The 12,592-nt window shown below is 47.6% G+C and carries 12 protein-coding genes and 1 other RNA gene; all 13 read right to left on the bottom strand.

Annotated features, from left to right (window positions below; all coding sequences use genetic code 11):
* Nucleotides 1–248 precede the first annotated feature (248 nt).
* The 13 genes from ACAN54_RS29615 to pyrG all read right to left on the bottom strand — a co-directional run bounded on the left by ACAN54_RS29615 (nt 249) and on the right by pyrG (nt 12,343).
* On the bottom strand, nt 249–515 hold the full coding sequence (locus ACAN54_RS29615) for a pro-sigmaK processing inhibitor BofA family protein (protein WP_379164324.1): 267 nt from the start codon (nt 513–515) through the stop codon (nt 249–251).
* 32 nt (nt 516–547) lie between these two features.
* Entirely contained in the window at nt 548–796 is a 249-nt protein-coding gene (locus tag ACAN54_RS29610) for a hypothetical protein (protein ID WP_379164321.1), read from the bottom strand.
* A 210-nt stretch (nt 797–1,006) separates the two neighbouring features.
* Nucleotides 1,007–1,606 carry a recombination mediator RecR gene (gene recR / locus ACAN54_RS29605; RefSeq protein WP_025703869.1) on the bottom strand — a complete coding sequence of 200 codons (600 nt, stop codon included), beginning with the start codon at nt 1,604–1,606 and terminating at the stop codon, nt 1,007–1,009.
* A gap of 35 nt (nt 1,607–1,641) precedes the next feature.
* Nucleotides 1,642–1,953 (bottom strand): YbaB/EbfC family nucleoid-associated protein, encoded by a 312-nt coding sequence (locus ACAN54_RS29600; RefSeq protein WP_054944059.1) that lies wholly within the window; start codon nt 1,951–1,953, stop codon nt 1,642–1,644.
* Nucleotides 1,954–1,997: 44 nt separating this feature from the next.
* Nucleotides 1,998–3,782 carry a DNA polymerase III subunit gamma/tau gene (gene dnaX / locus ACAN54_RS29595; protein ID WP_379164316.1) on the bottom strand — a complete coding sequence of 595 codons (1,785 nt, stop codon included), beginning with the start codon at nt 3,780–3,782 and terminating at the stop codon, nt 1,998–2,000.
* 135 nt (nt 3,783–3,917) lie between these two features.
* Nucleotides 3,918–4,186, bottom strand: an RNA gene (ffs, locus tag ACAN54_RS29590) — signal recognition particle sRNA large type.
* A gap of 126 nt (nt 4,187–4,312) precedes the next feature.
* On the bottom strand, nt 4,313–4,510 hold the full coding sequence (gene rpmE, locus ACAN54_RS29585) for a 50S ribosomal protein L31 (protein WP_379164313.1): 198 nt from the start codon (nt 4,508–4,510) through the stop codon (nt 4,313–4,315).
* A 120-nt stretch (nt 4,511–4,630) separates the two neighbouring features.
* Nucleotides 4,631–5,908 (bottom strand): radical SAM family protein, encoded by a 1,278-nt coding sequence (locus ACAN54_RS29580; protein WP_379164310.1) that lies wholly within the window; start codon nt 5,906–5,908, stop codon nt 4,631–4,633.
* A gap of 23 nt (nt 5,909–5,931) precedes the next feature.
* Entirely contained in the window at nt 5,932–7,290 is a 1,359-nt protein-coding gene (gene rho / locus ACAN54_RS29575) for a transcription termination factor Rho (protein ID WP_379164307.1), read from the bottom strand.
* Nucleotides 7,291–7,455: 165 nt separating this feature from the next.
* Complete coding sequence (murA, locus tag ACAN54_RS29570; RefSeq protein ID WP_379164304.1) at nt 7,456–8,709, bottom strand: UDP-N-acetylglucosamine 1-carboxyvinyltransferase; 1,254 nt, start codon at nt 8,707–8,709, stop codon at nt 7,456–7,458.
* Between the two features lie 265 nt (nt 8,710–8,974).
* A complete protein-coding gene (fba, locus tag ACAN54_RS29565; protein ID WP_379164301.1) occupies nt 8,975–9,829 on the bottom strand; it encodes a class II fructose-1,6-bisphosphate aldolase in 855 nt (284 codons plus the stop codon).
* Between the two features lie 205 nt (nt 9,830–10,034).
* Entirely contained in the window at nt 10,035–10,421 is a 387-nt protein-coding gene (locus ACAN54_RS29560; RefSeq protein ID WP_379164298.1) for a response regulator, read from the bottom strand.
* A 314-nt stretch (nt 10,422–10,735) separates the two neighbouring features.
* Complete coding sequence (gene pyrG / locus ACAN54_RS29555) at nt 10,736–12,343, bottom strand: CTP synthase (RefSeq protein ID WP_379164295.1); 1,608 nt, start codon at nt 12,341–12,343, stop codon at nt 10,736–10,738.
* Nucleotides 12,344–12,592 lie beyond the last annotated feature (249 nt).

The following is a 12,592-nucleotide window of genomic DNA, read 5'->3' as shown; positions in this document are numbered from 1 at the left end:
TCTCTATTTTGGATCTCACTTGCGTGAAATCCCACTCACTCGTTGTTCAGTTTTCAAAGATCAATGTCTTATTTTCCTTCATCGTTGCTTGTCAGCAGCGACCTTTATAATATATCACAGCACCTTCGTTTTAGTCAAGCGTTTTTTTATTTTAATTTTTCGCTTAACTTCTCGGCAAGTTCTCATATGATACCTTGTCCAAAGGGCCGAGACTTAATGTATCATATATCTACAATCCACGTCAACCTCTAAAACAAAGTTATTTTGAGCCCCAGAAGCATCAACACTCCAGGAAGACCAAGAATCGTTACGGCTCCTATTGTAGCAGGGTTCAGTGGGATATATATATCTGTGATTATGCCTGAGAAATTCACCACATATATACCAAGCGCTGCCAAGAGAAGGTGTGTACCTAACAGAGTGAGCCAAGCCCAGCCCAGTTTTTTCCTGAAAATAATAAGAAGTAACAAAACTCCCGACACCACCAACACAGCTATCGCAGCCATTCTTAGCATGACAATCCTCCCCAATAATTCATCTATTGTACTTACAGCTGTGCTCGGTTAAGTCCGAGGGTTTTGGCATGCTTCAAATGAATTTGATATTTGCGCTCTGCCGCTTCCAGAATATATATGGCGTAATCAATCTGATCCTGTCCCCGTGCCTCGTCAAACATTAGATGTGCTCTCTCCCACTCGGAATGCGCCTGCAGAACTTCGACAAACACATTCCAATGTTCGTCCTGTCGCCCTTCACGCTCTCTACTGCTCTGTCGTCCAAAGTTCCACCATCCCATTATCAGATGCCTCCTCGTAAGAATAAACTCGGCGCACGCTCAGAGATCGCACACTCCTTTATTCTCATTCATATCGAAACCGGGACAAACTTAGAACCAGAACGACTGAAAAACCAACGTGAAATTCCGATCAGATTATTCTTTGCAGTATAAAACGAAAAAAAGAAGCCCTGTAGGGCTCCTTAATGAAATAACTTGATGTCAGACTGCTCAGAACAGCTCACGCCGGCCTTCAAGAGCTTTGGATAACGTTACCTCATCCGCATACTCCAAGTCACCACCTACAGGTAGTCCATGGGCTATCCTGGTGATTTTGATCTCAAATGGACGAACTAAGCGTGAGATATACATAGCTGTGGCTTCACCCTCTATATTGGGGTTGGTTGCCATGATAAGCTCCTTTACTCTCTCATCGCTCAAGCGGGTCAACAGCTCCTTCAGACGAATGTCATCCGGACCTATACCCTCCATAGGAGAGATCGCACCCTGAAGTACGTGATAATAGCCGTCGAATTCCTTGGTTCGTTCAATAGCCACAAGATCCTTAGAATCCTGAACCACACATATTACCGAGGCATCCCGGGTCTTGTCCTGGCATATCCGGCAAGGGTCTGTATCTGTAATATTGCAGCAGACCGAGCAATAATGAAGATTGCGTTTGACGCTGACTAGCGCCTTGGCAAAATCGATAACTTCATCTTCTTTCATGTTGAGCACATGAAAAGCCAGCCGCGCGGCTGACTTTGGGCCTATTCCGGGCAGACGCGTAAAAGCTTCAATCAGCTTAGCTAGCGGTTCTGGATAATACAAAATAATGGTTCTCCTTTGGATAGATGGAGTAAGGTCTAGAACAGGCCAGGAATCTTCATCCCGCCGGTGAATTTACCCATGTCGTTATTAGCCAATTCTTCCGCTTGGGTAAGTGCGTCATTTACAGCAGTAATCACAAGGTCCTGCAGCATTTCAATATCTTCTGGATCCACAGCCTCTGGTTTAATCTGAATCGACAGCAGTTTCTTATGTCCATTGACCTGAACGGTTACCACACCGCCACCGGAAGATCCCTCAATGGTTTTGCTACCCAGTTCTTCTTGCGCCTTGAGCATTTGCTCCTGCATTTTTTTAACCTGTTTCATCATTTGGTTCATATTATTCATTCATCGTCTCTCCTTTGGATGCGCATTTAGCGCTAATAGACTAATTACTCTTTTATGACAACAAGGTCCTCCCCAAAGAGCTGGATCGCCTCGTCAATCCATGGTTCAGTCCGGGTGTCTGGAGTCTCGTGTTCATGCTCCAGCCGGAGTTCCTCTGTGCCAGTCTGCGCAGCGGATTTCATTGTAGCCTCGTTCCAGTCGCGTAGTAGCATGGTCACGAGCCGGTACGGTTTGCCCAGACGGGCAGCAAATACATTCTCAATCACCTGCCTGTTAGCCGGCTTCTCCGTGGTGTCGCGATGAATTGTATTCTTAAAGGCAACCAGCACAGCATCTTCCATAACTGCTACAGGCTCACCGTCGACAAACCACGCATGAACCGTCACCTTCTCTTCCTTCACTCCCTGCAGGACAGTGCTCCACTTCTTATAGACTTCAGCAAAATCGGCACTATCTTTGCCCGCAATAAATTTATCCAACTGGGGCGGAAGCTTGGCGGGAGAGGATATTCTTGGAGCCGGGGCTTGAGCGGCAGAAGGTCTGCCTGGATTCCCTTGTTCACCGCGACCTGCAGCAGATATGGCACCAGAATGCATAGCTTGTTCCAGCTTTTTTTCCAGGGCTGCAATCTGCCGTTTGAGTTGCTCCAGTTCACCAACGTCAACAGCTGCAGTATTACCTCCAGCTTGATTGGAGCCTGAAACAAGCAGATGCGAAGAGCTCTCTTGTAGAGATGTTTCCTGTTGTTGCAGACTGCATAACTTCATCAGAGCCACTTCAAACAAGGTTTGCGGATGGGTTGCATATTTCATCTCACCCAGATATCGGGTTAATGTTTCTACGATCTGAAACAGCCGGTCACGGGAAAATGCGGCTGCCATGTCCCGAAACTCCGCTGGATTCAGCACCCGATCCGTTAGTTGATCGGCCCCTGGGACCATCTTGATCATGAGCAAGTCACGGAAATAATACAGCAGATTCTCCAGACATTTATCGGCACTCTTCCCCTCATGCATAAGCTGCTCCACAAGCTCCAGAAGAAGTCCCATATCCCCGTCCAGAATTGCTGTCGCTAGGCGTGCGAATTGTTCAGAAGGAATTCCCCCTGTCATCCCTAACACCTGCTGGTAAGTAACCTGGCCATCCGTAAAGGAAGAAATCTGATCCAGTATACTGAGCGCGTCACGCATTCCCCCATCGGAAAGTCGGGCGATATACTGCAGAGCATCTGCATCTGCTGAGATACCTTCCTTCTGGCAGATCGCCGCTAAATGGGCCGTCTGCTCCTCCAATGAGACTCTCCGAAAATCAAAGCGCTGGCAACGGGAAATAATCGTTGCCGGCAATTTATGAGGCTCTGTCGTTGCCAGAATAAACATCACATGAGGCGGCGGTTCCTCCAGCGTCTTCAACAGCGCATTAAAAGCCTCAGTAGTCAGCATATGCACTTCATCAATGATATACACTTTGCGGCGGACTTCGGTAGGCGCATACTTCACCTTGTCCCGGAGATCACGTATTTCCTCAACGCCCCTATTTGATGCAGCGTCAATCTCCTGCACATCCATGACGTTACCCGCAGTGATCCGCAAGCATGATGGACACTCATTGCAGGGCTCCGGACCCTCGTTCCGTTCGCAATTGACTGCTTTGGCCAGAACTTTGGCGGCACTTGTCTTACCGGTACCCCGCGGTCCGCTAAACAGGTAGGCATGCGAAACCCGCTGTTCGCGAATTGCATTCTGCAGCGTCTGAATAATATGCTGTTGCCCTACCATGTCATGAAATGACTGCGGCCGCCAGGCACGATACAGCGCGATATGTTCCACTATGCATTACCCTCTCTTAAGCTGCCGCTTCCGGCATTTGTCGCTAATATATTATACTATATCCACCAGACTTTGACCAAAAACAAAAAAGCACCTTTGCTTGTCGCAAAGATACTATTATAAACAATATGTAAACCGTGCACCTGTTATTGATGGCTGCGATCCAAGCGGCAACCCTACAACACTGCTCGGGCTAGGCAACCCTCCGGCACAAGAGTAAACTTACTTATGGCTGCTTCCTTCCGGACCTGACCAGGTTCACAAGCACTCATTGCGGAGGACCCAACCGTCAACACAGCCCGTAGGAACCAAGGCCTCACATCGACAGCACCTCTAACAGGAATTCAACCTCGCTACAGCGGATTGCGAGTTACAGGGCACCGCTACCTCCCCGTCTAGCACGGCGAAGATAAGTATAGCTTACACCCGCGTAAAAATCAACTCCAGCTGCAACTCCAATTAAAGGAGAAGCCCCCGGACAGCATGTCCGGGGGCGGGACTAACCCATTATTGCCAGCGCAGTAAATGGATTAGATGCCATATTTTTTCTTGAATTTATCAACACGGCCGCCGGCATCCAGGAATTTCTGCTTACCTGTATAGAACGGGTGGCAGCTGGAGCAAATTTCGACCCGCAGCTCTGGCTTCACAGAACCGGTCTCGAATGTATTGCCACATGCACAGGTTACCTTGGTTACATTGTAATTAGGTTGAATTACGGATTGCATATAAACCTCACCTCTCGTGCCCTAGGCCTCATGCGGACCTAGAGTTAATAAAATATCTAAGCGGTATTTTAGCACGAAAGACTCGGCTCTGCAATATATCTAATCCTTGGATATTTACAGTTATATTTGTGCGCGCCGCTGTTTGGCGCGGGCCAAATCGGCAGGCGGTACATGGGTGTATGAACCAATAACAACACCCGGAAGTTCCTCGCGAAAGATCTCCAGCATCGTCTTCATCCCCAGAATCTCGCCTCGAGCCGGTGGAATTAATTCCAGGTAGCTCTCCGGGTCAATATTAAGGTTGCGCATTTGGATCAGCTTCAGATCTGTACGTCTAACGAATTCCACCATCGCTTCAATCTCTTCCTCGCGGTCGGTAACCCCCGGAAAGATCAGATAATTGATCGATGTATACACACCCTGTGAAGCAGCATATTTCAAAGATTTCTCCACATTAGCCAGCGTGTAGCCACGTGGCTTGTAATAGGCATTATAATGGTCATCCAACGCACTGATTGTACTGACACGCATTAAATCCAGTCCAGCATCAACAATACCGCGGATATGGTCACTTAATCCGGCATTAGTATTAATGTTGATATAGCCCATATCTGTAATGGATCGGACTTCACGAATGGACTCAATAATAAGCTTCGCCTGTGTAGAAGGTTCCCCTTCACAGCCCTGGCCGAAGCTGATAATGGACTCAGGTGTCTTGAGATGCTCTAACATGACCTCTGAAATCTCATTCACTGTGGGACGGAAGTTCATTCTTGTCTGAGGGGACACAAAGCCACTGTCATCAGGCTGTTCGGAAATACAACCAAAGCATCCAGCATTGCACGAATAGGAGACCGGAACCGCCCCCTCCCAACGTCCCAGAAAGGTATTCGAAGAGGTCAGGCATTCATAGCCCAGCGCACAGTTGGAGAGATGATCGTATAGACGGTTCTCCGGGTACTTGGCAGTTAAACTGCCAACCCCCACTTCTACATCTTCACGTTCACAATTGAGCGGGTTCCACTGCTCCGGATTATCCGTAAGATCGGCGGCCACATAAAATCCACCATCTTTCCACACTACCGCTGAATAACCGAAGAGTGGAAGCTTATACGATTTGTCTGTCTTTACATAACCAGGAAGACACAGGCGGGTAAACCCTTGCGGCAGCAAGGCTCCAACAGCCTGTGATCCTTCCGGAAGAGGTAGCATCTCCCCCGTCTCAGGGTTCATGCCTACCGCCCGTGTATTAGGCAGACTTACCAAGGTAGCTCCCTCCGGCAACGGTATTAATTCTTCCTCCAATATCTCAACAATCATATCCCCACTGCGAGCCAGCCCGTACAGCTCGGGATGATCATATACGTTTCCTTGCCCGTCGGCATATACCAAATACATGTTAGTCTCCTTATTATCGTTTCTCAGGTGGTAGGCACAGAAGGCGTCTTCGGCCGCGTCGTACGGCGTGCGGATGAGCCGCTGTTTGAGGTTCCTCCACTGCTTGCAGTTCCGCTAGGCGAAGAGGATTCTTTGTTTCCGGCAACGTCGAAGGACGCCAGGAATTCAGCATTCGTCTTGCTGTCACGCAGCTTTTTAAGGAAGCCTTCAACAAAGTCATACGATTCATTCATATTTTTACGGATGGCCCAAATGGTATCCAGCTCTTCCTTGCTAAGCAGCACCTCTTCTCGGCGCGTGCCGGAACGGCGTATATCGATGGCAGGGAATATGCGACGTTCCGCCAGTTTGCGGTCCAAATGAAGCTCCATGTTGCCCGTACCTTTAAACTCTTCATAAATGATATCATCCATACGCGAACCAGTATCAATAAGCGCTGTGGCAAGTATGGTCAAGCTTCCACCCTCTTCCACATTCCGCGCCGATCCGAAAAACCGTTTGGGACGATGGAATGCAGCCGGATCAATCCCTCCACTCAATGTACGCCCGGATGGGGGTACTACCAAGTTGTAGGCACGTGCCAGCCGGGTAATACTGTCCAGCAAAATAACAACATCCTTCTTATGCTCTACTAACCGCAAAGCCCGCTGCAATACAAGCTCAGCTACTTTGATATGATTCTCTGGAAGTTCATCAAACGTAGAGGCGATAACTTCGCCCTTCACCGAACGCTGCATATCCGTTACTTCCTCGGGACGTTCATCGATCAGCAGTACAAACAATGCAATTTCAGGATTGTTAGTGGAAATGCTGTTGGCAATTTCTTTTAGGAGGAGCGTTTTCCCTGCTTTGGGAGGTGCTACAATCAAACCGCGTTGCCCCAGACCGACAGGAGCGAGCAAATCCATTATTCGAGTGGACAAATGTGTAGGGGATGTTTCAAGCGGCAGCTTATCTTGCGGATAAAGAGGTGTCAGCGCCGGAAAATGCAGACGCTCTGCTGCACTGGCAGGATTCTCGCCGTTGACGGCGTTAACTTGAAGCAGTCCAAAGTAACGTTCATTCTCTTTGGGTGTGCGGCATTTACCAGATACAAGATCGCCGCTTCTGAGATCAAACTTACGGATCTGCGAGGCTGAAATATAAATATCTTCTGCGCTGGGCAAATAGTTAATCGGCCTCAAAAAGCCATAGCCTTCCGGTAAAATCTCGAGCACACCTTCCATAAACATTAGCCCGCTCTGCTCCGCCTGTGCCCGGAGGATGGCAAAAATCAGTTCCCGCTTTTTAAGCGTCCCGTAGTATGGAATCTGGTACTTTTTCGCCAGTTTATACAAATCGGTCAGCTTCATTTCTTCCAAATCGGAAATTTGAAGATCCATGTAATAACCACCTATTCAATTTTTATGATAAGTTCTTCTAGCAGTTCGGCAAGCAAAATAGGAGTCTATTAAATTGCTTATTAGGATAGCATTACCCAATCTGGAAGAGGATATGCAGTTTGGAGGCAAAAAAACACCTCTTCCAGGACATTGAGTAAACCTATTCTATTCGTTCTCCCGCCATACTTCGGCTCCCAAAGTGCGTAGATTGCTAACTAAATTGTCGTAACCGCGATCTATATATTCCACACCTGTAACTTCGGTAATTCCTTCCTCTACCGTCAGACCGGCGATCACAAGAGCTGCTCCTGCACGCAGATCGGCAGCCTTGACCTTCGCAGCATTCAGCTTACTTCCTTCAATGATGGCAGAACGGCCTTCCACACGGATTTTGGCGCCCATTCGCACCAGTTCAGGCACATGCTTAAATCGGTTGCTGTATACAAAATCGCTAAGGACACTAACCCCTTCGGCCTGGGTAAGCATACTAGTCATTGGAGATTGCAAATCGGTGGCAAAACCGGGGTATATCAGTGCTTTGACATCGGCATGCTCGTATCTGGCTTTGCCGATGACTCGGATGCTCTCATCCAGTTCTTCGATACCTACGCCCATCTCAAGCAACTTGGCAGTAAGTGCCTCCAAATGCTTGGGGATCACATTATCTATTATTACATTGCCACGCGTAGCCGCAGCAGCAATCATATATGTTCCAGCTTGAATACGGTCGGGTATGATGGAGTGACGGCAGCCGTGCATTTCCGTAACACCTTCGATCCGGATCGTTTCGGTACCAGCGCCTTTAATAACAGCGCCCATGGAGTTGAGGAGGGTAGCTACATCTATAATCTCAGGCTCTTTAGCCGCATTTTCAATGATTGTTGAGCCCTTGGCACGTGAAGCCGCAAGCATGATGTTAATAGTGGCACCTACGCTGGATACATCTAAATAAATTTTGGCACCACGCAGTTCTTTGGCGTACAAGTGAATAGAGCCATGGTCGTTGGTTACAGTTGCACCCAGCGCTTCAAAGCCCTTAATATGCTGATCAATTGGACGAGGCTCAAAATTACATCCGCCAGGAAGGCCAATTGTGGCTTCCTTAAATCTTCCAAGAAGCGCTCCCATCATGTAATAAGAAGCACGAAGTTTCTTGACCGGTCCGTTAGGCATTGGAATGGATACGATACGGGAGGGGTTAATTCTCATCTGGCTGCCTGTCCAGGAGACTGTGGCTCCAAGCTCTTCCAGAATTTCGGAGTATACAGCTACATCACTTAGGGACGGCAAGTTATCCAGAACAACTTCAGACTCAGCCAAAATGGCCGCAGGAATAAGCGCAATCGCACTGTTCTTCGCTCCACTGATGGTGACGACACCTTCTAAAGGGCGTCCACCGCCAATCATTAATTTTTCCATAAATTTATCCGGTTCCCCCTACGTGTATTGCAGCTTGCCCTGGCAATACCTGCTGCGGCTTTACTTACTTTTAAATAACTAGAAACGGCTGCGCCGCCCTTAAACAAGGACGGCACCCGTTTCCACAAGGAATACAAGGACTGGTTAACGCCTTATGCGAACGACTCCTTATATTAAATGGAAAGACACCGTCTAGGCGGTGCTCTCCATATCATACTATTCAGCTAGGTTCAGCTCAGAAGCCTGTCCTTTGCTTGATAAAATATTAGGCTTTGTTGCTGGAACCGAACTCGCGGATTTTGCCGATAACGGTTTGTTTGATAGCTTCGCGACCTGGTGCAATGAATGTACGAGGATCGTAAGCATCCGGTTTAGCAGCCAGTACTTCGCGAACAACCTTAGCAAATGCGATTTGGTTCTCGGTGTTCACGTTGATTTTGGAAGTACCCAGGGAGATGGATTTCTGAATGTCATGTACAGGAATACCAGTACCGCCATGAAGAACGAGCGGAAGGTTAACTGCGTCACGAATCTCTTCCATTTCCTTGAATCCAAGGTTTGGTTCGCCAAGGTAAGGACCGTGTACGGAACCCAGTGCCGGAGCCAATGTATCGATACCTGTTTCTTTGACGATGCGTACGCATTCGTTAAGGTCAGCGTATTGGATACCGCCGATAACGTCATCTTCCTGTCCGCCTACAGTACCAACTTCAGCTTCTACAGAAACACCTTTAGCATGAGCATAGTCAACGACTTTTTTAGTCATTTCAATGTTCTCATCGATTGGGTGGTGGGAGCCGTCGATCATTACGGATGTAAATCCAGCATCAATTGCGTCTTTACATTTGTCAAAGCTAGAACCGTGGTCCAAGTGGATAGCTACTGGAACGGTGATTTTCATGTCATGAATCAGACCTTCAACCATCTTAACAACAGTGTAGAAGCCGCCCATGTGACGAGCTGCGCCTTCGGAAACGCCAAGAATTACTGGTGACTTCTCTTCTTCTGCGGCACCAAGAATTGCTTGAGTCCACTCCAGGTTGTTGATGTTGAACTGGCCAACTGCATATTTTCCTTTAAGTGCTTTGGTTAACATGTCTGTCATAGATACTAATGGCATGGTTTCAATCCTCCTAAGAATGTTTGGTTGCTTATATAAGCCGACATCACATACAGGCTTATTATAGCACATCCTGTATTAAATACTAAATAGGACACGCAAAAAAATGTCCCGGTGGGACGATATAAGACCACCCCCTAATCAGGGCAGACTATTCTCTCTATGGTATCCATAATCAAGTCTTCCCAAACCACGGATTCCTGAGTTAGTTATACTGGTCTATCGACTTATTATTAAGGTGCATATTTACTGCTACACGCATTTCATCAATGTCAAACGGCTTCGTAAAATGCATCAGTGCCCCCAGCTTGGTCGCTTCCTTAATCATATCCAGTTCACCGTAAGCTGTCATCATAATAACCTTGATAGCGGGGTTAATCTCCTTCAGATGCTTTAGGATCTCAAGACCGTCCATGCCTGGAATTTTCATATCCAGCAAGACCAGATCGGGAGATTCGCTGCGGACAATGTCCAATGCCAGCTTTCCGTTAGCCGCTTGAAATGTGGCATACCCTTCGCTATTAAATACTTCCATGAGGAGAATCCGGATTCCGTTCTGATCATCAACAATTAATACTTTTTTCTTTTCCATACCATACCCTCCCAGAATTTGAAGCAAATTGTCCATACTGCGCACTTCCACAGCTAGCGGCCCGTTACCTAACAAATCTATACGAAACCTATAATTCGTTCCCAACAGCCAAAATCCTGCTAATTGGTTAAAATGCGTAAATCTATGTCATTTTTTGGCCAGTAATTAGACTGAGGTGTACAGACAATTTCACGCTTTACAAATTAGTCGCTGTTAAGAGGATATGGTGAAGCTTATACTTTCCCACATTGTAAAGAAAGCCTCCATAAGGAGGCTCATCAAGGACCTATAAAGGCCATTCTTTCTATAAGAAATTACAGTTGTTCGGAATGAGTCAGTGAAGCTTTGACAAATTCGCGGAAAAGCGGTTGAGGACGGTTAGGACGAGAAGTGAATTCCGGATGGAATTGTACCGACAGGAACCATGGGTGCCCTGGAAGTTCGACAATCTCTACCAGGCGGCCGTCCGGCGAGGTGCCGGATATCACGAGACCCGCTTTTTCGATTTCATCACGGTAAGCATTGTTGAACTCATACCGGTGACGGTGGCGTTCATATACCAGTTCATCATCATAGCAGGACATTGCGAGTGACTCAGGAAGAAGCTTACATGGGTAAAGACCAAGACGCATTGTTCCCCCCATATCTTCGATATCCTTCTGCTCCGGCAGCAGGTCAATCAGCGGATGCTGTGTAGACGGATCGATCTCCGAGCTGTTCGCACCAGCCAGTCCCAGCATGGAACGGCCATATTCGATTACGGAAACCTGCATTCCAAGGCAGATGCCGAAGAACGGAATAGACTGTTCACGGGCATAACGAATGGCGGAGATTTTGCCTTCAATTCCCCGGTCGCCAAAACCGCCTGGAACGAGTATGCCTCCGATGCCTCCCAGCAGTTCGTCTACATTCTCATCGGTAACCAGCTCTGCATCGACCCAGCGGATTTTCACCTCGGCATTTGCAGCAAATCCGGCATGAGACAAGGATTCCACAACGCTCAAATAGGCATCATGCAGGGCTACATATTTGCCGACAATGGCAATCTCCACGGTACGTTCCAGCTTCTGAATGCGTTCCAGCATATTTTCCCATTCACGCATATCCGGTGCAGGTGTCGTCAGCTTCAAATGGTTGACTACAATTTCGTCCAGTCCCTCATCCCGCAGGTTAAGAGGAACTTCATACAGGGTAGAAGCATCACGGCATTCCACTACCGCATGGGCATCAATATCGCAGAACAAGGCGATTTTGGCCTTCATATCATCGGAAAGTGCATATTCGGTGCGGCATACGATAACATTGGGCTGAATCCCGATACTGCGGAGTTCCTTGACGCTATGCTGTGTAGGCTTGGTTTTGACTTCTCCAGCAGCCTTGATATACGGAATCAAGGTTACGTGGATATACATTACATTCTCACGGCCAATGTCGCCTTTGATCTGACGGATGGCTTCCAGAAACGGCAAGCTCTCGATATCGCCCACTGTTCCGCCGATTTCGGTAATTACGACATCGGATCCGGTCTCACGGCCTGCGCGGAATACGCGCTCTTTAATTTCATTCGTGATATGCGGGATGACTTGAACGGTTCCGCCCAAGTATTCTCCGCGCCGCTCTTTGCTGATAACCGATGAATAAATTTTACCGGTTGTAACATTGCTGTTCTTGGAGAGATTGATGTCAATAAACCGTTCATAGTGTCCAAGATCCAGGTCGGTCTCCGCCCCATCATCGGTTACAAACACTTCGCCATGCTGATAAGGACTCATGGTTCCAGGGTCTACGTTGATGTAAGGATCGAATTTCTGAATCGTTACCTTCAACCCTCTGTTCTTGAGCAGCCTGCCTAAAGAAGCGGCAGTAATGCCTTTGCCCAGGGAAGACACAACGCCCCCCGTTACAAAAATATACTTTGTCACTGTAAAACCCTCCTAAATAAAGTCCAGAAATTCAGGCGACGCTTGGTGTTTATCGTAACCCTTTTTTCCATTATCAAAACGGGGAACCCAAAAAGTTACTTCTCCAATGAATCCCGGAAAAAACCATCCGATTCTGTAGAAAGATAAGGATGATTTGTATCGTGAAACAATGAGTTCTACCTTTTAAAAAAACAAAAAAGTGACACCCGTAGACCCGGGGCACTTTTTATTTTAGAAAACAATATTAAC

The organism is Paenibacillus diazotrophicus, from assembly GCF_042610465.1.
The sequence above is the reverse complement of the archived record's forward strand: the minus strand, read 5'-3'. Positions and strand labels throughout refer to the sequence as shown.

What these genes read in the sequence shown, in the direction of transcription:
- ACAN54_RS29615 (WP_379164324.1), bottom strand. Translation starts at nt 515, where the DNA reads ATGCTAAGAATGGCTGCGATAGCTGTGTTGGTGGTGTCGGGAGTTTTG.
- ACAN54_RS29610 (WP_379164321.1), bottom strand. Translation starts at nt 796, where the DNA reads ATGGGATGGTGGAACTTTGGACGACAGAGCAGTAGAGAGCGTGAAGGG.
- ACAN54_RS29600 (WP_054944059.1), bottom strand. Translation starts at nt 1,953, where the DNA reads ATGAATAATATGAACCAAATGATGAAACAGGTTAAAAAAATGCAGGAG.
- rpmE (WP_379164313.1), bottom strand. Translation starts at nt 4,510, where the DNA reads ATGCAATCCGTAATTCAACCTAATTACAATGTAACCAAGGTAACCTGT.
- ACAN54_RS29580 (WP_379164310.1), bottom strand. Translation starts at nt 5,908, where the DNA reads ATGTATTTGGTATATGCCGACGGGCAAGGAAACGTATATGATCATCCC.
- rho (WP_379164307.1), bottom strand. Translation starts at nt 7,290, where the DNA reads ATGGATCTTCAAATTTCCGATTTGGAAGAAATGAAGCTGACCGATTTG.
- murA (WP_379164304.1), bottom strand. Translation starts at nt 8,709, where the DNA reads ATGGAAAAATTAATGATTGGCGGTGGACGCCCTTTAGAAGGTGTCGTC.
- fba (WP_379164301.1), bottom strand. Translation starts at nt 9,829, where the DNA reads ATGCCATTAGTATCTATGACAGACATGTTAACCAAAGCACTTAAAGGA.
- ACAN54_RS29560 (WP_379164298.1), bottom strand. Translation starts at nt 10,421, where the DNA reads ATGGAAAAGAAAAAAGTATTAATTGTTGATGATCAGAACGGAATCCGG.